Source organism: Streptomyces sp. NPDC097595 (genome assembly GCF_044761525.1).
In the GTDB taxonomy this organism is placed as follows: Bacteria; Actinomycetota; Actinomycetes; order Streptomycetales; family Streptomycetaceae; genus Streptomyces; species Streptomyces drozdowiczii_A.
The window spans coordinates 152621-174772 of the sequence record NZ_JBIWCN010000015.1 but is presented as its reverse complement, the minus strand read 5'-3'; the positions used below and the strand labels follow the sequence as shown (position 1 = coordinate 174772).

Sequence of the window (22152 nt, the reverse complement as noted above, 5' to 3'; positions counted from 1 at the left end):
TGCGGTGGGGGCGCCTCTTCGTATGTACGGATACGAGGCCGGCGGGGCCGGTCAGCCCGCCGCGGCCACCCGGTCGGAGGCGCCCGCGGCCTTCAGCTCCACATCCCGCCGCCTGCGCCGGGCCAGCGCCACGCGGCGCTCGGCGGCCGTGAGGCCGCCCCACACCCCGTACGGCTCGGGCTGCATCAGGGCGTGCTCACGGCACTCCACCATCACGGGACAGCGCGCGCAGACCCGCTTCGCGGACTCCTCGCGCGAGAGGCGGGCGGCAGTCGGCTCCTTCGACGGGGCGAAGAACAGCCCGGCCTCGTCCCGGCGGCACACCGCCTCCGAATGCCAGGGGCCTGCCTGGTCCTCCCGAGCGGGGGTCCGCTGCGGGGGAACGGCGGCGACCTGCAGGGGCTGATGCGGCAGTTGCAGCACGGTCCACTCCTGACGACGGCTTCGCGAGCGACAGACGATGCAGCAGTCCCTACCCGCTGTGCGTGCGCCTATGCACTGAGTGGCACTCAGGTCCGTTCCGCGCAATTGCGGTCGAGTCCCTTTTCGGCCCGAGTGAATATGCCTCCGCGCGGCGGGCCGAGAGCGTCAGTGGCCGAGGTGTTTGCGCAGCCGGTCCTGGAGATCCGCGATGAACTTGCCGCGTTTCGGCTTCGCCTCGACGCTGCCGAACACCGAATATCCGTTGACCACGACCACCGGGGCCTCGGGGTCGGCGGATTCCAGCGTGCGGACTTCGAAACTGCCGAAAATGCCCGTTCCGCTGCCGCGCAGCGAGATGTTCTCGGGGACCCGGATCTCCACACTGCCGAAGACGGACGTCGCGTTGATGACGGTGAGACGCTGACCGAAAAGCGCCTCCGTCAGGTCGATTTCCACACTGCCGAACAGCGAGAACGCGTTCGTACGGGGACCCACCCGCCAGCGGCCCCTGCGGGTCGAACTGCTGAAGATCGCCACCAGATTGTCCGCGGGCCCGGCCGTCGGCTCGGGGCCGTACGCATAGGACGTGCCGGCGGTCCTGGGCGCACCGCCGGGCGCCGGCAGGTCCCGTACGAGCGGTTCGAGCTCGCCGACGGTCTTGGCGCGGTAGACGGACTCGACCCGCTCCGCGTGCTCCTCGGCGGTGAGCCGACCCTCGGCCAGCGCCTCGCGCAGGATGTCCGCGATCCGGTCGCGGTCCGCGTCGGAGGCACGGATGGTGTCGGTGTCCGCCGGTGCGGTGGGGTGCTGAGGCTGCTTGTCGAGGTCCACCGCCCCAGCGTACCGAAACGCGATAGATCGCGACAGGGGTGGTGAGCCGGTGGTGAGCCCTACCTCACAAGCCCGCCGCTCCCGGCGCGTCCTACCCTGGTGGGTGCGCTGTCCAAGGGTGGCCAGCCGCTGTCTGCCGAGTGAGGAATGGCCGTAATGCCAGAGTTTGCGTACTCCGATCTGCTCCCCCTGGGAGAGGACACCACGCCGTACCGTCTGGTCACCGCCGAGGGTGTGTCCACCTTCGAGGCCGACGGGCGTACGTTCCTCAAGGTCGAGCCGGAGGCGCTGCGCACCCTGGCCGCCGAGGCCATGCACGACATCTCGCACTACCTGCGGCCCGCGCACCTGGCGCAGCTGCGGCGGATCGTGGACGACCCGGAGGCCTCGTCCAACGACAAGTTCGTCGCGCTCGACCTGCTGAAGAACGCGAACATCGCCGCCGCGGGCGTCCTGCCCATGTGCCAGGACACCGGCACCGCGATCGTCATGGGCAAGCGCGGGCAGAACGTGCTGACCGAGGGCGGTGACGAGGAGGCCCTGTCGCACGGCATCTTCGACGCGTACACCAAGCTCAACCTGCGCTACTCGCAGATGGCCCCGCTGAACATGTGGGAGGAGAAGAACACCGGCTCCAACCTTCCCGCGCAGATCGAGCTGTACGCCACCGACGGCGGCGCGTACAAGTTCCTCTTCATGGCCAAGGGCGGCGGCTCGGCCAACAAGTCGTTCCTCTTCCAGGAGACCAAGGCCGTCCTCAACGAGGCGTCCATGATGAAGTTCCTGGAGGAGAAGATCCGTTCGCTGGGCACCGCGGCCTGCCCGCCGTACCACCTGGCGATCGTCGTCGGCGGCACGTCCGCCGAGTTCGCGCTGAAGACCGCGAAGTACGCCTCCGCGCACTACCTGGACGAGCTGCCCGCCGAGGGCTCCCCCACCGGGCACGGCTTCCGGGACAAGGAGCTGGAGGAGAAGGTCTTCGAGCTGACGCAGAAGATCGGCATCGGGGCGCAGTTCGGCGGCAAGTACTTCTGCCACGACGTCCGCGTGGTGCGCCTGCCCCGGCACGGCGCCTCGCTGCCCGTCGCCATCGCCGTCTCCTGCTCGGCGGACCGCCAGGCCACCGCGAAGATCACCGCCGAGGGCGTCTTCCTGGAGCAGCTGGAGAAGGACCCGGCCCGCTTCCTGCCGGACACCACCGACGAGCACCTCGACACGGAGGGCGACGTCGTCCGGATCGACCTGAACCGGCCGATGGACGAGATCCTCGCGGAGCTGACCAAGTACCCGGTCAAGACCCGGCTCTCGCTGACCGGTCCGCTGGTCGTGGCGCGCGACATCGCGCACGCCAAGATCAAGGAGCGCCTGGACGCGGGCGAGGAGATGCCGCAGTACCTGAAGGACCACCCGGTGTACTACGCGGGCCCGGCGAAGACCCCCGAGGGATACGCCTCCGGTTCCTTCGGCCCGACGACGGCCGGCCGCATGGACAGCTACGTCGCGCAGTTCCAGGCGGCGGGCGGCTCCAAGGTGATGCTGGCGAAGGGCAACCGCTCGAAGCAGGTCACCGACGCGTGCGGCGAGCACGGCGGCTTCTACCTCGGCTCGATCGGCGGCCCGGCGGCCCGGCTCGCGCAGGACTGCATCAAGAAGGTCGAGGTCGTCGAGTACGAGGAGCTGGGCATGGAGGCGGTCTGGCGGATCGAGGTGGAGGACTTCCCCGCGTTCGTCGTCGTGGACGACAAGGGCAACGACTTCTTCACCGAGCCCGCCCCGGCGCCCACCTTCACCAGCATCCCGGTGCGCGGCCCGGGCCTGGGCTGAGCGCCCGCGCCGCCGGAGGGCCGGACCCTTCCGGCGGCGGTCAGCCGTCGAGCAGCCCCGAGGTGGCGACGAGGTAGCCGAGCTGGGCGCGGCTGGTGCTGCCCAGCTGCTCGGAGACCTTGCGCATGTGCTCGGCGACGCTGCGCCGGCTCATCCCGATCCGGCGCGCTATCGCGGCGTCCGTCTCGCCGTTCACCACGGCTTGCAGGATGGCCCGTTGCAGGTCGGAGGTGACGACCGGGGTACGCAGCGGCGCCCGTTCCGGCCGTACGGGGACGGCGCGCGCCCATGCCTCGTCGAAGTCGCGGGCCAGGAAGCGCACCAGCGCCGGATGGCGTACGCACAGCGCCTCGTGCGGTGCGTCGGAGAACGGGACGAAGGCGAGGTCGAGGTCCACGACGATCACCCGGTCCACCACCTCGGCGAGCGTCCTGATCTCCGCCCCGGCCGCGCTCACCTGCTCGATGTAGGCGAGGGTGGCCCGGTCCGAGCGGACGGTGTGCTGGTAGACGGTCCGCTGGCGGATGCCGCGCCGGAGGTTCCCCAGGTCGCGGACGAGCGCCTCCCGGAGCGCCTGCTCGGGGCGGCCGCCGCCGGGCTGCGCGGTGCGGATCTCCTCGCGGCAGCCGGCCACCCCGGCCTCCAGGGCCCTGCTGATGACGGCTTCCCCGGAGAGCCGGGTGAGCGCGGGCTGTTCGAGCCGGTGCACATCGGCGTACAAGGTCTCGAAGGCGGCGAGGGTGGCGCGGGTGGCCCGCAGCGCGCGGCGCCGTTCGAGCACGGCCTCCTCCAGCGGCGCGAGCGCGGCGTAGGAGGCGGTCTCCGGCGGTACGGGGACCATCGAGCCGGGTGACGCGCGGTCCGGGACCATCAGGTGCAGGCCGGTCAGGCAGCCGGACACCTCCTCGCGCGGCAGGCTGCCCGCCACCAGCGCGCGCCGGTACACGGCGAGAGCGCGCTCGCACGGCTGCTGCGGCGGGTCTCCCGGCCGACCGGTGCCGTCCGGCGCCGATTCGCGGCAATCACATGCCGTTGGGCGGGATTGATCGTCCTTCACAAGGGTGCAGATTACCTTTGTGCATACGGGGGAACGGGTCCCGGTTCCGGGCTCTGGCCCACGATGTCCGGGTGTCCTCCAGCAGCCCCGCTCCCGTAGGCGAGCCACCCGTACCGCAGCGCGGTGAGCGCTTCTTCCGTTTCCTGGTGGCCGGGTACGCGGTCTCTTCGTACGGCACGTTCCTCAATATGGTGGCGCTCAATCTCTTCGTCTACGAGACGACGGGGCGGGCGCTCGCGATGGGGCTGTTCATGGCCCTGCGGCTGGGTGCCGGATTTCTCGCCGGGATGATCGCGGGCGGGCTGCTCGCGCGGTGCACGGCGAAGAGCGTGATGCTGTGGACGAATATCGCGCAGGGCGCCGTGATGGTGCCGCTGATCCTCGCGCCGGACGGCTGGCGCACGCCCGCGCTGTTCGCCGTCTCGGTGGTGGTCGGGTCATGCGGGACGCTGTTCATGGTGGCGCTGCGCAGCTCCGTGCCGGAGATGGTGGGCGAGGAGCGGCGGTCCTGGGCGAACTCCTTGTCGGTGACCGGGCGTTCGCTGGCGATGGTGGCGGGCTTCGCCTCGGCGGGTGTGGTCGTGTCGCTGGTGGGGTACACCGCCGCGTTCGTGGTGGACCTGTGCACCTTCGCCGTCTGCGCGCTGACGGTGGCGCTGCTGCCGGTCGCGGGCGGCGGCCGGGGCAAGGCGGTTACGGAGGAGCCGGAGGGGGAACGGCCCCGGCGCCGGAGGCCCGTCGCGTTCGCCGCCCTGGCCGCGGTGCCCGGTCTCGGGCTGATGGTGGGCCTGCGCGGGGTGGACGCGCTCGGCTCCTCGTCGCACAACGCGGCACTGCCCGTGCACTCCGCCGCGCTGGACGACGCGCACCCCGCGCTGTTCGTCAGCGCGTTCTGGTGCCTGTGGGCGGTCGGCAACATCGCGGCGCAGCAGGTGATCCAGCGCTACGGGCGCCGGACCGGCCGGTCCGTGGGCGCGGCGGGCTTCGGCTACGGCACCTGCGTGATGTCGGCGGCGTTCATCCTGGCGTTCGCCGGGTTCCCGGCGGCGGCCACGGCCGTGATCGCACTCGTGGCGGGCGCGGCGGACGGCCTGACCGAGGTCTCGTACACCTCGCACCTCCAGACCCTGCCGGCCGGGCCCCGGGCGCACGCCTTCGGGCTGTCCGCGACCGTGGAGAACCTGGGCTTCGGGGCCGGGATGATCGCCGTGGCGGCGGCCCTCGAACACTTCAGCCCGCTCACGGTCGTCGGCTGGTCGCACGGCGCGGCCCTCGTCGTGGCGGTGGTGTTCCTGGTGCGGACGGCGGGAACGCGTCGGGCGCGGGCCACCGCGCCGACCCCGTGACGGGGCGGCGCCGCCCGGTGCGAAGCGGGGCCCCTACACGTACATCGGAAATCAGCCAATCTCGCGCGACCGCCCCGACGCCCGCGCCACGGCGCCGGCCGGACCCGCGGGGACCCGGCAGGGACCGGGGCGGGGCCCCGGACGCCCGGCCGGCCTCCGCGGCGCCCCGCAGCGCACCGCCGCTTTCGCGCACCGGGCCGCCCGCCGGGCTTGCGGGGCACCGCGCGCATGCGGTGGGTTGTCCGGCGTTGCCGGAGAACTCCGCACCGCCGGGCGGCCGGCCCGGTGCCACCGCCGGACGCGGGCCCGCCCCCACGAGCCCGCCGCCGTCCTCGCCCTGCCGACCCCTGCCGCCCCGCCGCCCTCACCGTGCGGCTGCCCGAACCCGGGGCGGCTGCCCGAACCCGCACGGCCGTCCGAACCCGGGCGGCCGCGCCACCCTCACCGTCCCACTCCGGAAAGGCGGACACCGCATGACGCCGGTCCCCCACCGCAGCCATGCCGACGACCTGCTCACCTTCATCGCCGCCAGCCCCTCCCCGTACCACGCCGTGGCGAGCGCGGCCCAGCGGCTGGAGAAGGCGGGCTTCCGTGAACTGCGCGGCACCGACGACTGGACGGGCACCACGGGCGGCGCCTTCGTCGTCAACGGGGGCGCGCTGATCGCCTGGTACGTTCCCGAGTCGCTGCCCGCCCACACCCCGTTCCGGATCATCGGTACGCACACCGACTCGCCGAATCTGCGGGTCAAGCCGACGCCCGACACGAGTTCGGCGGGCTGGCGGCAGGTCGCCGTGGAGATCTACGGCGGGGTGCCGCTCAACACCTGGCTCGACCGCGATCTGGGCATCTCCGGCCGGCTGGCGCTGCGCGCACCGGGCGGCGGGACCGAGTCCCGGCTGGTGCAGATCGACGAGCCGCTGCTGCGGGTGCCGCAGCTGGCGATCCACCTGGACCGCACCGTCAACGACGGGCTCGCCCTGGACCGGCAGCGCCACATCGCGCCCATCTGGTCGCTCGGCGCGGCCGACGAGGGTGCGCTGCTGCGCCGGGTCGCGGCGGTGGCCGAGGCGGAGCCGGGCGACGTGCTGGGCTGGGACCTGATGCTGCACGACGTGCAGCCGCCCGGCTATCTGGGCGCGGACCGGGAGTTCCTGGTGTCGTCGCGGCTGGACAACCTGGTGTCGGTGCACGCCGGGGTGACCGCGCTGACCGCCGCGGCGACGGCCGCCGAGCCTCCGGCGTACATCCCGGTGCTCGCGGCCTTCGACCACGAGGAGGTCGGCAGCGGCTCGGACACGGGGGCGCAGAGCCCGATGCTGGAGCGGGTGCTGAGCCGTTCGGTGTCGGCCCGGGGCGGCAGCGGCGAGGACTGGTCGCGGGCGCTGGCCGGCGCGTACTGCGTATCCGCCGACATGGCGCACGCGGTGCACCCCAACTACGCGGAGCGCCACGACCCGGGCCACCAGCCGCTGCCCAACGGCGGCCCGACGGTCAAGGTCAACGTCAACCAGCGGTACGCCACCGACTCGACCGGGATGGCGCTGTTCGCGTCGGCCTGCGAGCGGGCGGGCGCGCCGTGGCAGCCGTTCGTCTCCAACAACGCGATGCCGTGCGGCACGTCGATCGGCCCGCTCACGGCGGCCCGGCTCGGTGTGCCGACGGTCGACGTGGGCGTGCCGGGGCTCTCGATGCACTCGGCCCGTGAGCTGTGCGGGGCGCGGGACCCCGGTCATCTGGCGGCGATCCTGACGGCGTTCGTGACGTCCGCATAAGGGGCGGGGGTACGGGGAAGGGCCGCGCGGGCGCTTCCCCGTACCCGCGTCCGCGGCGGGTTACGCGAAGCGCTGCTTCGCGCTGCCGTCGCAGGCTTGCAGCCTCAGCGGGTCGTGGGCGCCCGCGAGGGTCGCGCACAGGCCCGTGGCGGCGGCCGGACGCAGGGTGCCCGACTGGCGTACGAAGCGCTGGTTGGCGGCGCCCGAGCAGTTGTAGAGGATGAGCGGGGCGCCGGCCTTGTAGTCCGCGCCGGGGACGTCCAGGCAGCGGTCGTGGCTCAGTTCGGTGCGCAGGGTCTGCGTGCCGGAGTCGTACCACCAGCCCTGGTTGCGCCCGCCGTGGCACTCCCAGCCGGTGACCCCGGTGTTGTTACGGGTGACGGAGGCGGGGGCGTCCAGGCAGGCGGAGGTCGCCTCGCCGCGCAGCGGCTTGAAGACGTCGTCCCAGGCTACGGGCTGGAGGACGGGCTGCCCGGTGCTCGCCGGGTCGGCGCAGCTCGCCTCGCGCAGGCCGGAGTTGTAGATCTGGGTCAGGCAGGAGGCGAAGGCGCCGTGCCCGGCCGCGTTCGGGTGGAAGGACTGGCGCACCGAGTTGGAGTCCGGCGGGAAGTGCGACAGGTCGATGTAGAGGCCGCGCGCCCAGGTGGACTCGCTGCACACCTCGTGGCCGTGGAAGAGCCGCGAGTTGTCGAGGTAGACCGCGCCGGTGTCGGCCGCCGCCCGGCGCATACCGCGCTCGAAGGCGGGAACGGCGGTGTTGCGGCCCCAGGCGGCGTCGGAGTCGTATCCCGCGCAGCCGCCGGGAAGCTTGCCGGGGAAGTTCGGGTTGTCGTAGAAGTCCGGGCCGATGGGGCTCGGGTAGCCCATGACGACGAGCTTGTAGTCGCTGTCCGCGTAACCGGCGCCGGTCATCACGGTGCGCAGGTCGCGCACGGTCTTCTCGACCTTGGGGACGAGCCCGTCCACGCGGGCCTGCCAGCCGCCCTCGTACTTCGACTGGCAGGGGCCCTGGATGAGGACCCAGCGCTCCACGCAGTCCGTCATGACCGGCCCGAACTGGAGGTCGTCGTTGGCGCCCGCGACCAGCACGATCATCTTGATGCGGGTGTTGCGCGCCTTGACGGCCAGGCTGTCGCTCTGCACCAGCTCGTCGGCGTACTGCTTGGAGCCGCCGATGACGATGTTTCCGGTGTACGCGCCGGAGCACGAGACGTTGTACGTGACGTCGGCCGCGATCCCCGTGCGGTGGATGGCGGAGTCGGGCGAGCGGTGGCACCAGTTGTCGGGGCCGTTGGTGCCGGCCTCGTACGTGCCGACGCCCTCGCCGGAGATCTCGCTGTCGCCGAGCGAGATGAGGCCCGTCTTGCGCCGGTCGAGCGGGCGCTCGGCCGGGTCGCCGTACAGCCGGGTGGCCTCGGCGGCGCGGATGGCCTCCAGTTCGGGTGACAGGGGGGTCGATGCGGTACTGGTGGTACCGGACGCGGCGGCGGCCGTCCCCGTCGCCGCGGTCATCCCGCCGAACGCCGCCGCGATGGCCGCGGCGGCCGCGACGGTACAGCGGAGTCTGTGCCTGGTGCGCCTCATTGCGCCTCCCCGGGTTGTGGTTACCCCCGGTATTTACTGGTCGGTAGGCGCCTTGGGAATACATCGAACAAGACAAGTGCTCATCTTTTTGGGTGACTTCAGAGAGGTTGAACGATGACGGATCAGGGAACGGGCGAGGGCTACCGCGTCGAGCACGACTCGATGGGCGAGGTCAGGGTGCCCGCCGACGCGAAGTGGCGGGCCCAGACGCAGCGGGCCGTGGAGAACTTCCCGGTCTCCGGCCAGCGCCTGGAGCGGGCCCACATCGAGGCCCTCGCCCGCATCAAGGCCGCCGCCGCCAAGGTCAACGCCGAGCTGAAGGTCCTCGACCCGGACATCGCGGAGGCCGTCCAGGAGGCGGCCGGTGAGGTCGCGGAGGGGCGCTGGGACGCGGAGTTCCCGGTCGACGTCTTCCAGACCGGCTCGGGCACCTCCTCGAACATGAACACCAACGAGGTCCTGGCCACCCTCGCCACCGAGCGCCTGGGCCGCCCGGTCCACCCCAACGACCACGTCAACGCCTCGCAGTCCTCCAACGACGTGTTCCCCTCCTCGATCCACATCGCCGCCACCGCCGCGGTCACCGCCGACCTGATCCCCGCCCTGGAGCACCTCGCCGCCGCCCTGGAGCGCAAGGCGGAGGAGTTCGCGACGGTGGTGAAGTCCGGGCGCACCCACCTGATGGACGCCACGCCCGTCACCCTCGGCCAGGAGTTCGGGGGCTACGCCGCCCAGATCCGCCACGGCGTCGAGCGGCTGCGCGCCTCGCTCCCCCGCCTCGCCGAACTCCCCCTCGGCGGCACGGCCGTGGGCACCGGCATCAACACCCCGCCCGGCTTCTCCGCCGCCGTCATCGCGGAGGTGGCCCGCGTCACCGGCCTTCCGCTCACCGAGGCCCGGGACCACTTCGAGGCGCAGGGCGCCCGGGACGGCCTGGTGGAGACCTCGGGCCAGCTGCGCACCATCGGCGTCTCGCTCACCAAGATCTGCAACGACCTGCGCTGGATGGCGTCCGGACCGCGCACCGGCCTCGCCGAGATCTCCCTGCCCGACCTGCAGCCCGGCTCCTCGATCATGCCGGGCAAGGTCAACCCGGTCATCCCCGAGGCGGTCCTGATGGTCGCCGCGCAGGTGACCGGGAACGACGCCACGGTCGCCGCCGCGGGGGCCGCCGGGAACTTCGAGCTGAACGTCATGCTCCCGGTCATCGCGAAGAACCTGCTGGAGTCCGTACGGCTGCTCGCCAACGCCTCCCGGCTGCTCGCGGACCGTACGGTCGACGGGATCACCGCGCACGCCGAGCGGGCCAGGGAGTACGCCGAGTCCTCGCCGTCCGTCGTCACCCCGCTGAACAAGTACATCGGCTACGAGGAAGCGGCCAAGGTCGCCAAGAAGTCGCTCGCGGAACGCCGGACGATCCGTGAGGTCGTCCTCGAAGCGGGCTATGTGGAGCGCGGAGACCTGACCGAACAGCAGCTCGACGAGGCCCTGGACGTGCTGCGCATGACCCGTCCGTGACGGGCGCCGCCGTGCCGGGGCCGCGCGATCCGTAGGATCTCTCCATGACGGGTACCGGAGAGACCGAGCGCTGGGCGCCGGGTGACCAGATTCTGTGGCGCTACCGGGGCAACGGCCCCGAGCGGCCGGATTCCGCCGCTCACGCGTTCCACATCTGCCGCCCGGTCACGGTCGTCCAGGACACCGACGAGCTGCTCGCGGTGTGGGTGGCGCCCGGCACCGAGTGCGTGAAACCGGTCCTGGCGGACGGCACCGAGGTGCACGCCGAACCGCTCGCCACCCGGTACACCGCCCCGCGCACGACGGCCCGTTCGCTCTGGCTGGGCAACGGCGTGCTGAAACTGGCCAGACCCGGCGAGCCCTGGTCCGTCTGGCTGTTCTGGGAGCGCGGCTGGCAGTTCCGCAGCTGGTACGTGAACCTGGAGGAGCCGCGCACCAGGTGGGCCGGGGGCACCGACTCCGAGGACCACTTCCTGGACATCTCCGTCTACCCGGACCGCAGCTGGCTCTGGCGCGACGAGGACGAGTTCGAGCAGGCTCAGCGGGTCGGCCTGATCACGCCGGACACGGCGCGCCGGGTGCGCGAGGCGGGGCGCGCGGCGGTCGGGCTGATCCGTTCCTGGGGGGCGCCGTTCCGGGACGGCTGGGAGAACTGGCGGCCCGATCCGGCGTGGCGCGTGCCCGAACTCCCGGACGACTGGGACCGCCGGCCGGACGGTTCGGACCGTACGGCTTCCGCCATGCCGTCGTGAGACCCTTGATGCACCCCAGGGGGGCAAACGTAGGATCGTCCCGAGGAGTGCGGCGCCCCAACCGGCAGGCGGGGTGCAGGACCTGACCGCAAGTCATCGGCTCGTCGCGCGGACCGCGTCCTCAAGGGCCGCAACGGCGTCACGAGTCGCACGAGTTGCCCGCATCGCATGAGCCACTACGAGGGGGTGGAGACGTGTCCGCCGGCCGCTGCCGTCCTCATGGAAACGTTGTCACCGGCATCCTGATCGGACATCGCGTTTCGGCCCCGTACGACGGGGAAAGCGATGTCAGCCGTTGTTATTGCCGCTCCTGCCGGGGCACAGTAGCGCCCCACAAGGTGATTGCCTCATACAACCGGCCCGGACGGACGGAATCCCACGCGTGACGGAGCATCCCCCCTCCCACGAAGGCCGGCAGCCTCTCGCCGCCCGGCCGCAGGAACGCACCCGGCCGCGGCAGCGGGACGCCGCCGTGGCGGCCGCCGCTGCCGCCACGGCGATCCCGGCACCCGCCAAGGGCCCCGCGGGCGCGTCCCCCGATCCACAGGCGGCGACGCGGCGCGAGGGCGACCGGCTGCGCTTCGTGGGGGCCGCGACCCGGCGGATCGCCCGGGGCATCGACCTGGACGAGATCGTGCTCGGGCTGTGCCGGGCCAGCGTGCCGACGTTCTCCGACGCCATACTCGTCTACCTCCGCGACCCGCTGCCCGTCGGCGACGAGCGGCCGGTCAACCCGTTCGTGCTGCGGCTGCGCCGCTCGGACCGGCTGCGGCTGACCGACGAGGAGACCGAGAGCCTGTCCGAGACGGAGCGGCTGCGGCTGCCCGCCGTCGACCCGCAGGCCGACCTGATGCCCGCCGCCGAGCTGTGCGAGGTCCGTGCGGGAAGCGCTCTCGCCGAGGTGCTGCGCGGGGTGCGGCCGGTCTTCGGCGACTCCGCGGCGGCCCGGGTCGCGCTGCCCGAACTACTGGGCGCCGACCGCACGGTACCGTCCGGCCACCGGGTGATCCTGGCCCCGCTGCGCGGCCGGCGGCGGGTGATCGGGGCGGCGGTCTTCCTGCGCGGCGCCGAACGCCCGGCCTTCGAGGCCAACGACCTCCTGGTCGCCGCCCAGCTGGCGACGCACACCGCCCTCGGCATCGACAAGGCGGTGCTCTACGGGCGCGAGGCGTACATCGCGGACGAGCTCCAGCGCACGATGCTGCCCGACTCGCTTCCCCAGCCGACCGGCGTGAAACTCGCCTCGCGCTATCTCCCGGCCGCCGAGACGGCCCGGGTCGGCGGCGACTGGTACGACGCGATCCCGCTGCCCGGCAGCAGGGTCGCCCTGGTCGTCGGGGACGTCATGGGCCACTCCATGACCTCCGCCGCGATCATGGGCCAGCTCCGCACCACCGCGCAGACCCTGGCCGGGCTCGACCTGCCCCCGCAGGAGGTCCTGCACCACCTGGACGAGCAGGCGCAGCGCCTCGGCAGCGACCGCATGGCCACCTGCCTCTACGCGGTGTACGACCCCGTCGCGCACCGCATCACCGTCGCCAACGCGGGCCACCCGCCGCCCGTCCTGCTCCACCTGGGCGGCCGCGCCGAGGTCCTGCGGGTGCCCCCGGGCGCCCCGATCGGCGTCGGCGGGGTGGACTTCGAGGCCGTCGAGCTGGACGCCCCGGCCGGTGCGACGCTGCTGCTGTACACCGACGGTCTTGTCGAGTCGCGGCTGCGGGACGTGTGGACGGGGATCGAGCTGCTGCGGGAACGGCTCGCCGCGACCGCCCGGCTGACCGGCCCGGACCACTCGCCGCCGCTGGAGGCCCTGTGCGACGACGTGCTGGACATGCTGGGACCCGGTGACCGCGACGACGACATCGCGCTGCTCGCCGCCCGCTTCGACGGGATCGCGCCGAGCGACGTCGCCTACTGGTTCCTGGACCCGGACGAGTCCGCCCCCGGCCGGGCCCGCAGGCTGGCGCGCAGGGCGCTCGGCCGGTGGGGCCTGGACGAGCTGTCGGACTCCGTGGAGCTCCTGATCAGCGAGGTGGTCACCAACGCCGTGCGGTACGCGGAACGCCCGGTCACCCTGCGGCTGCTGCGCACCGAAACCCTGCGCTGCGAGGTCGGCGACGACTCCCCGCAGCTGCCCCGGCAGCGCCGCGCCAAGGACATGGACGAGAACGGCCGCGGTCTGTTCCTGGTCAACCGCCTGGCCCGCCGCTGGGGCGCGACGCGCCTGTCGACGGGCAAGGTGGTGTGGTTCGAGATGCCGGTGCGCGGGTAGCGCCCCGGCCCGGGAGACGCGGACGGGCGGTGTACGAGGAGGTTCCTCGTACACCGCCCGTTGCCGTTGTCAGGGGCGGCCGGTCAGCCGGTCACCCGTTGTCGTCGCTGTGGTCCGGCCGCTTGTCCCCCGAGAGGTCCGGGAGCTCCACGGTGGACGAGGGGTCCGGGTCCGGCCGGTTCGACGGGCTGGGGGGCGGTTCGCTCGTCGGGCCGCCCGAGGGCGAGGCGGGCGGGGAGCTCTGCGGGGACTCGCTGGCCGGAGGGGACTCGGAGGACGGCGAGGTGGACGGCGACTTCGAGGGCGTCGGGTCGTCGGAGGGCGAGGTGCTGGGGCTCGGCGAGTGGGTCTCGGGCGGCGGGCTGACCGCGGCGCCCATGTCCGTGTCGAGGTCGAACTCGCGGGCCTTGCCGACGGAGTGGCCCATGTAGTCGGCCCAGATCTCGGCAGGGAAGCCGCCACCGTTGACGCGTCCGCCGCCGCCGGCGCCCTGGAGGGTCACCTGCGCGTTCTTCTGGATCTTCTTGCCGTCGTCGCCGGTGCGGTCGAAGGCCGCCTCGCCGAACAGGCCGACCGAGGTGACCAGGTTGGAGGTGTAGCCGGTGAACCAGGCCGACTTGTTGTCGTCGGAGGTACCGGTCTTGCCTGCGATGTCCTTGTCGGAGAGCCCCTCCGCGTTGCGGACCGAGCCCCGGGCCGTACCGTCGTCGACCACGCCGGTCAGCACGGACGTCACCGAGTCCGCCGCCTGGCGGGAGACCACCTGGTCGCCGACGGCGTCGGGCAGGTCGAGCGGGGCGTCGCCCTGGTGCACGGCGGTCTTCACGATCTGCGGGGTGACCTGCCTGCCGTGGTTGTCGAGCGTGGCGTAGACCCCGGCCATCTCCAGCGGGCTCGCGCCCATGGAGCCGAGGGTCATCGCGGGTGCGGCTTCCAGGCCCTTCACGTTCATGCCGAGCTTGCCCGCGGTCGCCAGCACCTTGTCCATGCCGACGTCCACGCCCATCTGCGCGAAGACGGAGTTGACGGACGCGTTCATCGCGGTCTGGACGGTGATCCGCCCGTAGTTGTGGTCGTCCTCGTTCTCCGGCGCGAAGTACCGGTCGCCGCCGACGACGGGGCGCTTGCTGGTGCCGTCGTAGCGGGTGTTCGCGGTGATCTTCTCGTCGTCCTGCGTCTTGGACTCCTCGTCGAGGGCGGCGGCGAGGATGACCGGCTTGAAGGTGGACGCGGGCTGGTAGTCCCTGCGCCCGGCGTTCGAGATCCAGTGCTCGCTCTGGCCGCGGCCGCCGTACAGCGCGAGGACCGCGCCGGTCTTCGGGTCGACCGAGGCCGCGCCCGCCTGGATGTCCTTGTCGAGCTTGCGCTTCTTGGTGTCCAGCTTGTCGAGCAGCTTGGCCTCGACCGACTTCTCCAGCTGCGCCTGCTTCTTCTGGTCGATGTTGACGGTGATCGTCCAGCCGCCGCGGTCGAACTCGTCCTCGGTGATCCCCGCCTGCTTGATCACGGCCTCGCGGGCCGCCTGGACGATGTAGCCCTTCTGGCCGGCCGTCCCGTTCAGCGGCTTGGGGTCGTGCGGCACCGGGAACGTCTGCTTCTGGCGCTTGGCGGAGTCGAGCCAGCCCTCCTCCACCATGTTGTCCAGGGTGTACGCCCAGCGCGCCTTGACGAGCCGCTTGCCGTTCGGACCGGCGACCGCCCAGTCGTACTGGCTCGGCGCCTGGAGCAGCGCGGCGAGGTAGGCGCCCTGCGAGACGTTCAGGTCCTTGGCGTCCACGCCGTAGTACGCCTGCGCGGCGGCCTGGATGCCCCAGGCGCCGCGTCCGTAGTAGCTGGTGTTGATGTACCCGGCGAGGATGTCCTTCTTGGACGTCTTCTGGTCCAGCTTCAGGGAGATGACCAGCTCCTTGAGCTTCCGGCTGACCGTCTGGTCCTGGTCCAGGTAGTAGTTCTTGACGTACTGCTGGGTGATGGTCGAGCCGCCCTGCTTGCCCTTGCCGGACAGGGTGTTGAGCAGGCCGCGCGCGGTGCCCTTGAAGTCGACGCCGTGGTCCTTGTAGAAGGACTTGTTCTCGGCGGCGACGAAGGTGTCCTGCACCTCCTTGGGCACCTCGGCGAGGCTCACGACCTCGCGGTTCACCTCGCCGGTCCTGGCGAGCAGGGTGCCGTCGGCGTACTTGTAGACGTTCGACTGCAACTCCATCTTGGGGTTGCCCTCCGGCACGGGCACCAGCATGTAGAGCACGGCGAAGGCGCCCATGCCCAGCAGGATCACCCCGAGGGCGGTGCCCAGTAGTTTGCGCCAGGTGAAGAACCTGCGTATGCCGCTCTTCGCAGCCCGCCGCTGGGCTCGTCGCGCTTCCGCTCGACCCATCGCTTGGTCGCTCCCGTTTCTCTGCTCTGCTCTGCCGAATCAGCCCGGACCTGCCAGCTAACACTGTGCGCAAGGCCGAAAAGCCGACGATCCGAGGTTTTACGGACGTGAGAATCAGCACCCGCCTCCGATGGAACCGACTCCTGAGGGGTGCGCAAGGTTGCGAAAACCGTTAATGTGTAATCACATTGCTAGCGACCGGCTAGCTGACCGTCACGGGGGCCACCATGACCGATCCACTCGACCCGAACACCGCCGCCCGGCCGTCCGCCGACCTCACCCCGGACGCGCCGGAGATGCCGGAACCGCAGGTCCGCGAGACGAAGGCGCACAGCATCGCCGGCGGCCTCGGGCTGCTGCTGACCGTGCTCGGCGTGATCGCGGGCATCGCGCTCGCCGTCGTCGGAGGCGTGATCGGCAGCGGCGGCAACAACGCCGTGGGCATCCCGGTCTGCATCCTGGGCGTCCTGCTCGCCATCGCCTCGTTCTTCTGCATGGGCGGTGTGAAGATGGTCGCACCGGGCGAGGCGCGGGTGATCCAGCTGTTCGGCCGGTACGTGGGCACCATCCGCACCGACGGACTGCGCTGGGTGAACCCGCTGACCTCCAGCCGCAAGATCTCCACCCGGGTCCGCAACCACGAGACCGCCGTCCTCAAGGTCAACGACGCCTACGGCAACCCGATCGAGCTCGCCGCGATCGTCGTGTGGAAGGTCGAGGACACCGCGCAGGCGCTCTTCGAGGTGGACGACTTCCTGGAGTTCGTGGCCACCCAGACCGAGTCCGCCGTCCGGCACATCGCCATCGAGTACCCGTACGACGCCCACGAGGAGGGCGGCCTGTCCCTGCGGGGCAACGCCGAGGAGATCACCGAGAAGCTGGCCGTCGAGCTGACCGCCCGGGTGCAGGCGGCGGGCGTGCGGATCATCGAGTCGCGCTTCAGCCACCTCGCGTACGCCCCCGAGATCGCCTCCGCGATGCTCCAGCGCCAGCAGGCCGGTGCGGTCGTCGCGGCCCGGCAGCAGATCGTCGAGGGCGCGGTCGGCATGGTCGAGATGGCCCTGACCCGAATCGCCGAGCAGGACATCGTGGAGCTCGACTCGGAGCGGAAGGCGTCCATGGTGAGCAATCTGATGGTGGTCCTGTGCGGTGACCGCGCCGCCCAGCCGGTCCTCAATACGGGCACGCTCTACCAGTGACCGAGGACAGCCCGGAGGCCGAGGAAGCGCGGGGAGCGCCGCGCGCCCGGTCGCGGCAGCGCAAGCAGATGCTGCTGCGGCTGGACCCCGCCGTGCACGACGCGCTGGCCCGCTGGGCGTCGGACGAGCTGCGCAGCGCGAACGCGCAGATCGAGTTCCTGCTGCGCCGGGCGCTCGCCGAGGCGGGCCGGCTGCCGGGCGGCGCGTCTCCCATCCCCCGCCGGGGGCGCCCGCCGAAGGCGGCGCCGGAGCCGCCGGGCGGAGAGTAGGACCTGAGGCCCGTCCCGCGAGGGGCGGGCCTTTCACCTGCGCCGTTCGGCTGTACCCCCCGCGTATACACAGCAGGTATACACACCATGTAGAGTGCTCCGCATGTCTATCGGCCACACCCTGCTCGGGCTCCTGGAGTCCGGCCCACGCCACGGTTACGACCTCAAGCGGACGTTCGACGAGAAGTTCGGGCACGACCGCCCCCTGCACTACGGGCAGGTCTACTCGACCATGTCCCGGCTGCTGAAGAACGGCCTCGTCGAGGTCGACGGCGTGGAGAGCGGGGGTGGCCCCGAGCGCAAGCGGTACGCGATCACGGACGCCGGCATCACCGATGTCGCCTCCTGGCTCGCGCAGCCCGAGAAGCCGGAGCCGTACCTCCAGTCGACCCTGTACACCAAGGTCGTCCTGGCCATGCTCACCGGCCGCGACGCGGCCGACGTGCTGGACGCCCAGCGCTCCGAGCACCTGCGCCTGATGCGCATCCTCACCGACCGCAAGCGACGGGGCGACCTCGCCGACCAGCTGATCTGCGACCACGCCCTGTTCCATCTCGAAGCCGATCTGCGCTGGCTGGAACTGACCGCCGCCCGCCTCGGCCAGCTCCAGAAAGTGGTGGCCCCGTGACCCCCGCCGGCTCCCTGCTCTCCGCGCACGACCTGCACAAGACCTACGGGTCGACGCCCGCGCTCGACGGCGCCTCGTTCTCCGTCCACCCCGGCGAGGTCGTCGCCGTAATGGGCCCCTCCGGCTCCGGCAAGTCCACACTGCTGCACTGCCTCGCCGGGATCATCACCCCGGACTCCGGCACCATCACCTACGACGGCCGCGAGCTGTCCGCCATGTCCGACGCGGAGCGCAGCGCCCTGCGCCGCAGCGACTTCGGGTTCGTCTTCCAGTTCGGCCAGCTCGTGCCCGAGCTCACCTGCGTGGAGAACGTCGCCCTGCCCCTCCGCCTCAACGGCACCCGCCGCAAGGACGCCGAGCGCACCGCCCGCTCCTGGATGGAGCGCCTGGAGGTCGAGGACATCGGCGCCCAGCGCCCCGGCGAGGTCTCCGGCGGCCAGGGCCAGCGCGTCGCCGTGGCCCGCGCGCTCGCCGCGTCCCCGAAGGTGATCTTCGCCGACGAGCCGACCGGAGCCCTGGACTCCCTCAACGGCGAGCGGGTCATGCAGCTGCTCACCGACGCCGCCCGCTCCGCCAACGTCGCGGTGGTCCTGGTGACCCACGAGGCCCGCGTCGCCGCCTACTCCGACCGCGACGTCACCGTGCGCGACGGCCGGGCCCTCGACCTGGAGCACGCCGTATGACGCTCCTGGACGAGAAGCGGACCCAGGCCCCCGCGCCGCCGGCCCGCCCCTCCCGCACCGCGCCCTGGCTGCGCGACCTCGCTCTCGGCGTCCGGTTCGCCGCCGCCGGCGGGCGCGAGGGCTGGATCCGCACGACGCTCACCGCCGTCGGCGTCGGCCTCGGCGTCACGCTGCTGTTCCTCGCCGCGTCCGTGCCGCACGCGCTCGACGCGCGCAACGACCGCGACACGGCCCGCAGCGAGACCAAGATCTCCGAGAACCCGGACGCGCAGGGCAAGAAGTCCGACACCTCGGTCCTGCGGATCGGCGCCGACACCGAGTACCACGACCGCAGCATCAGCGGCTATCTGATGCGCGCGGAGGGCAGCCACCCGGTGCTCCCGCCGGGCCTCGACGCCATGCCCGCCCCCGGCGAGATGGTCGTCTCCCCCGCCCTGAAGGACCTGCTGAACGACCCCGCCAACGCCCTGCTCAAGGAGCGTTACCCGTACAAGATCACCGGCACCATCACTGATGACGGACTGCGGTCGCCCAACGAACTGTGGTTCTACGCCGGCAGCGACACCCTGACGCAGGCCGCGGGCGGCCACCGCGTCACCGGATACGGCGAGCCCGAACCGACCCCGCCGCTCGCCCCGCTGCTCGTGGTGCTGGTGATCATGGTCTGCGTGGTGCTGCTGGCGCCCGTCGCCATCTTCATCGCCACCGCCGTGCGCTTCGGCGGCGACCGCCGCGACCGCCGGCTGGCCGCGCTGCGCCTGGTCGGTACGGACATCAGGTCGACCCGCCGGATCGCGGCGGGCGAGGCGCTCTTCGGCTCGGTGCTCGGTGTGCTGATCGGCCTCGTCCTCTTCCTGGCGGGCCGGCAGTTCGTCAGCTACATCGAGGTCTGGGACGTCAGCGCCTTCCCCGCGGACCTCGCCCCCGACCCGCGGCTGTGCCTGCTCGTCGCGGTCGCCGTCCCGCTGACCGCCGTGCTGGTCACGCTGTCCGCGATGCGCTCGGTGGTCATCGAACCGCTCGGGGTCGTACGCAACAACCGGGCCCGCAAGCGCCGTCTGTGGTGGCGGCTGGCGCTCCCCCTCGCGGGGCTCGGCCTGCTCGCGCTCAAGGGCCAGTCCGGCGAGTACGAGGTCGTCAACCCGTACCCCATCACCGTGGGCGCGGTCCTGGTCCTCCTCGGACTCGCCCTGCTGCTGCCGTGGCTGGTCGAGGCGTGCGTGAACCGGCTGCGCGGCGGCCCGGTGCCCTGGCAGCTCGCCACCCGCAGGCTCCAGCTGAGCAGCGGGACCGCCTCCCGGGCCGTCAGCGGCGTCACCGTGGCAGTGGCCGGCGCGGTGGCCGTGCAGATGCTGTTCGCCTCGATGAACGCCGACTTCAACAAGGCCACCGGGCAGGACCCCACCCGTGCCCAGTTCTACGCCGTGTCGCAGAAGGTCGGCGGCAACGCAGCCGTGGAGACCATCGACGAGTTCCGCGCCACCAAGGGCGTGACCAAGGTCATCGGCATGGTCGAGGCGTACGTCACCAAGCCGGGGAAGTACGGCGACGGCGAGATGCAGCCCACCACGTCGCTGAGCGTCGGTGACTGCGCCACCCTGCGCGAGGTCGCCCGCATCGACTCCTGCGAGGACGGCGACTCCTTCGTCGTGCACCCCAGGAACGACAAGGAAATGGCCGGCTGGATGGACAAGACCGCCCGCAAGGGCAAGGAGGTCGAGTTCGAGTCGGAGACCGGCAGGAAGCTGCGCTGGACGCTGCCCGCCGACGCGAAGACCGTCGTCAGCCGCAAGGACCCGATCGGTGAGGACCGCTGGGGGATCATGGTCACCCCGGGGGCCATCGACGCGACCACCCTGCCGGGCGCGAGCACCGTCTCCCAGATCCGCATCGACGAGAGCGTCCCGGACGCCGCCGAGTACGTACGCAACACGGCGGCCCGCATCGACCCCGGCATGCGCCTGGTCACCCTGACGTCCGTCGCACGCGACCGCCAGTACGCCAGCGTGCAGACCGGCCTCCAGGTCGGCGCCACGGTCACGCTGCTGCTGATCGCGGCCTCCATGCTGGTCTCCCAGCTGGAGCAGCTGCGCGAGCGCAAGCGGCTGCTCTCGGTCCTGGTGGCCTTCGGCACCCGGCGGGCCACCCTCGCCTGGTCGGTGCTCTGGCAGACCGCGCTCCCGGTGGTCATCGGGCTCGCGGTGGCGGTGGCCGGCGGCCTCTCGCTCGGCGCGGCGCTGTGCTGGATGGTCGGCAAGTCGGTCGACGACTGGCTGGTGTTCCTGCCCCTCGCGGGAGCAGGCGGGGCGCTCATCCTGCTGGTCACGCTGCTGTCCCTGCCGCCGCTGTGGCGCATGATGCGCCCGGACGGGCTGCGCAGCGAGTGACACCGCGGAGGGCGGCCGGACTTCACATCCGGCCGCCCTCCGTCACGCGTACCGGCAGCCCCCGCATCGTCTCGCGCAGCGCCCCCGCCAGCTCCTCGAACTCCTCGTGCCGCGCCGCCCCGGTCCGCATCGCCAGCGCCACCCGCCGTGTCGGCGCCGGGTCCGCGAAATACCCCGTGGTCAGCGCCTCGTTGCGGGCGGTCTCGACGGTGACCGCGGTGCGCGGCAGCAGCGTGACCCCGAGGCCCCCGGCCACCAGCTGCACCAGCGTGGAGAGCCCGGCCGCGGTCGTCGTGACCGGGGTCCCCTCCGTCCGGCCGGCCTCGCGGCAGATGTCGAGCGCCTGGTCGCGCAGGCAGTGCCCCTCGTCCAGGAGCAGCAGCGGGAGCTTGCGGAGCGCGTCGCGGGGGATGTCGGCGCGCCCGCCGAGCGGGTGGCCCCGGTCCATGACGAGCACGAAGTCCTCGTCGAAGAGGGGGAGCTCGCTGACCCCGGGGACGCCTAGGTCGTGTCCGGGATGTCCCGCCGTACGCCCGGAGGGCGTGGCCTGCGGCGCATGGTGCGTGCTCTCGGCGTGCCGGCCGACATCCCTCGTACTGGACGTACTTGGGATTTCGGCCGGTGCGGCGAGAGTGCGTGCCAGGCGTCGCGGGCCAGGCGGGACATTCCGGACACGACCTAGCGGCACGGCGAGCAGCAGCAGGTCGAGCCGTCCGGCGCCCAGCCCCTCGATCAGCGAGGAGGTCTGCTCCTCGTGGACCTGGAGGTCGAGGGCCGGGTAGCGCTCATGGACCAGCCGCAGCACGGCCGGCAGCAGATACGGGGCGACGGTCGGGATCACGCCGAGCCTGAGCACTCCGGTGAAGGGGGCGCGGACCGCCTCGGCCTCCTCCATCAGCTCGCCGACGGCGTCGAGCACGACGCGCGCCCGCACCGCGAGCCGTTCCCCGGCGGGCGAGAGCAGCACCTTGCGCGTCGTACGCTCGATGAGCTGGGCACCCAGTGCCTCCTCCAGCGCGGACACGGCCCCGGAGAGCGCGGGCTGACTCATCCCGATTGCGGCCGCCGCGTCCCGGAAGTGCAGATATTCGGCGACGGCGGCGAAGGCGCGCAGCTGCGAGAGGCTGGGCTGTTTGGGCCGGTTGCCCGGATTGCTCTGCGCCACTGATAGGCACCTCCGATCATCACGACCGAGTGTAGCTATTTCCGCGATCAATGCACTCTGTGCCA

General features: G+C 72.1%; 17 protein-coding genes. 11 read left to right on the top strand and 6 right to left on the bottom strand.

Annotation, left to right across the window (positions count from 1 at the left end; all coding sequences use genetic code 11):
* Positions 1 to 51 precede the first annotated feature (51 nt).
* Both ACIQZN_RS23335 and ACIQZN_RS23330 read right to left on the bottom strand, forming a co-directional pair.
* A complete protein-coding gene (locus ACIQZN_RS23335) occupies positions 52 to 423 on the bottom strand; it encodes a WhiB family transcriptional regulator (RefSeq protein ID WP_403997072.1) in 372 nt (123 codons plus the stop codon).
* Positions 424 to 588: 165 nt separating this feature from the next.
* Positions 589 to 1254, bottom strand: coding sequence for a DUF1707 domain-containing protein (locus ACIQZN_RS23330; RefSeq protein WP_403997070.1), 666 nt, complete (start codon positions 1252 to 1254; stop codon positions 589 to 591).
* Positions 1255 to 1410: 156 nt separating this feature from the next.
* On the opposite strand from ACIQZN_RS23330, the gene ACIQZN_RS23325 reads away from it, so the two are divergent.
* Complete coding sequence (locus tag ACIQZN_RS23325; protein ID WP_329028676.1) at positions 1411 to 3078, top strand: fumarate hydratase; 1668 nt, start codon at positions 1411 to 1413, stop codon at positions 3076 to 3078.
* A 40-nt stretch (positions 3079 to 3118) separates the two neighbouring features.
* Here the strand turns inward: ACIQZN_RS23325 and ACIQZN_RS23320 are convergent, their stop codons facing one another.
* The gene (locus ACIQZN_RS23320; protein WP_403997066.1) at positions 3119 to 4135 is read right to left on the bottom strand and encodes a LuxR C-terminal-related transcriptional regulator; all 1017 of its coding nucleotides are present in this window, start codon (positions 4133 to 4135) and stop codon (positions 3119 to 3121) included.
* A gap of 71 nt (positions 4136 to 4206) precedes the next feature.
* Between ACIQZN_RS23320 and ACIQZN_RS23315 the strand changes: the two genes are divergently transcribed.
* Complete coding sequence (locus ACIQZN_RS23315; protein ID WP_403997063.1) at positions 4207 to 5481, top strand: MFS transporter; 1275 nt, start codon at positions 4207 to 4209, stop codon at positions 5479 to 5481.
* Positions 5482 to 5954: 473 nt separating this feature from the next.
* Positions 5955 to 7256 carry a M18 family aminopeptidase gene (locus ACIQZN_RS23310; RefSeq protein ID WP_403997060.1) on the top strand — a complete coding sequence of 434 codons (1302 nt, stop codon included), beginning with the start codon at positions 5955 to 5957 and terminating at the stop codon, positions 7254 to 7256.
* Positions 7257 to 7316: 60 nt separating this feature from the next.
* On the opposite strand, the gene ACIQZN_RS23305 is transcribed toward ACIQZN_RS23310, so the two are convergent.
* Positions 7317 to 8840, bottom strand: coding sequence for a ricin-type beta-trefoil lectin domain protein (locus ACIQZN_RS23305; RefSeq protein WP_403997057.1), 1524 nt, complete (start codon positions 8838 to 8840; stop codon positions 7317 to 7319).
* Positions 8841 to 8954: 114 nt separating this feature from the next.
* On the opposite strand from ACIQZN_RS23305, the gene ACIQZN_RS23300 reads away from it, so the two are divergent.
* The 3 genes from ACIQZN_RS23300 to ACIQZN_RS23290 all read left to right on the top strand — a co-directional run bounded on the left by ACIQZN_RS23300 (position 8955) and on the right by ACIQZN_RS23290 (position 13382).
* A complete protein-coding gene (locus tag ACIQZN_RS23300; RefSeq protein WP_403997054.1) occupies positions 8955 to 10358 on the top strand; it encodes a class II fumarate hydratase in 1404 nt (467 codons plus the stop codon).
* A 44-nt stretch (positions 10359 to 10402) separates the two neighbouring features.
* Positions 10403 to 11110 (top strand): DUF402 domain-containing protein, encoded by a 708-nt coding sequence (locus ACIQZN_RS23295; protein WP_403997051.1) that lies wholly within the window; start codon positions 10403 to 10405, stop codon positions 11108 to 11110.
* Between the two features lie 382 nt (positions 11111 to 11492).
* On the top strand, positions 11493 to 13382 hold the full coding sequence (locus tag ACIQZN_RS23290) for a SpoIIE family protein phosphatase (RefSeq protein ID WP_403997048.1): 1890 nt from the start codon (positions 11493 to 11495) through the stop codon (positions 13380 to 13382).
* A 91-nt stretch (positions 13383 to 13473) separates the two neighbouring features.
* On the opposite strand, the gene ACIQZN_RS23285 is transcribed toward ACIQZN_RS23290, so the two are convergent.
* Complete coding sequence (locus ACIQZN_RS23285) at positions 13474 to 15756, bottom strand: transglycosylase domain-containing protein (RefSeq protein ID WP_403997045.1); 2283 nt, start codon at positions 15754 to 15756, stop codon at positions 13474 to 13476.
* A gap of 227 nt (positions 15757 to 15983) precedes the next feature.
* Here ACIQZN_RS23285 and ACIQZN_RS23280 point away from each other — a divergent pair, with 227 nt between their 5' ends.
* The 5 genes from ACIQZN_RS23280 (at position 15984) to ACIQZN_RS23260 (ending at position 20922) form a co-directional block, all read left to right on the top strand.
* On the top strand, positions 15984 to 16955 hold the full coding sequence (locus tag ACIQZN_RS23280; RefSeq protein WP_403997042.1) for an SPFH domain-containing protein: 972 nt from the start codon (positions 15984 to 15986) through the stop codon (positions 16953 to 16955).
* Between the two features lie 68 nt (positions 16956 to 17023).
* Positions 17024 to 17224, top strand: coding sequence for a hypothetical protein (locus ACIQZN_RS23275; RefSeq protein WP_403997178.1), 201 nt, complete (start codon positions 17024 to 17026; stop codon positions 17222 to 17224).
* A 103-nt stretch (positions 17225 to 17327) separates the two neighbouring features.
* Positions 17328 to 17852, top strand: a complete 525-nt coding sequence (locus ACIQZN_RS23270; protein ID WP_403997039.1) for a PadR family transcriptional regulator — start codon at positions 17328 to 17330, stop codon at positions 17850 to 17852.
* The gene (locus tag ACIQZN_RS23265) at positions 17849 to 18535 is read left to right on the top strand and encodes an ABC transporter ATP-binding protein (RefSeq protein ID WP_403997036.1); all 687 of its coding nucleotides are present in this window, start codon (positions 17849 to 17851) and stop codon (positions 18533 to 18535) included. The genes ACIQZN_RS23270 and ACIQZN_RS23265 overlap by 4 nt, the downstream gene beginning before the upstream one ends.
* A complete protein-coding gene (locus tag ACIQZN_RS23260) occupies positions 18532 to 20922 on the top strand; it encodes an ABC transporter permease (RefSeq protein WP_403997034.1) in 2391 nt (796 codons plus the stop codon). Before ACIQZN_RS23265 ends, ACIQZN_RS23260 begins: the two co-directional genes overlap by 4 nt.
* A gap of 22 nt (positions 20923 to 20944) precedes the next feature.
* On the opposite strand, the gene ACIQZN_RS23255 is transcribed toward ACIQZN_RS23260, so the two are convergent.
* Positions 20945 to 22087 (bottom strand): hydrogen peroxide-inducible genes activator, encoded by a 1143-nt coding sequence (locus ACIQZN_RS23255; RefSeq protein WP_403997031.1) that lies wholly within the window; start codon positions 22085 to 22087, stop codon positions 20945 to 20947.
* Between the last annotated feature and the right edge of the window lie 65 nt (positions 22088 to 22152).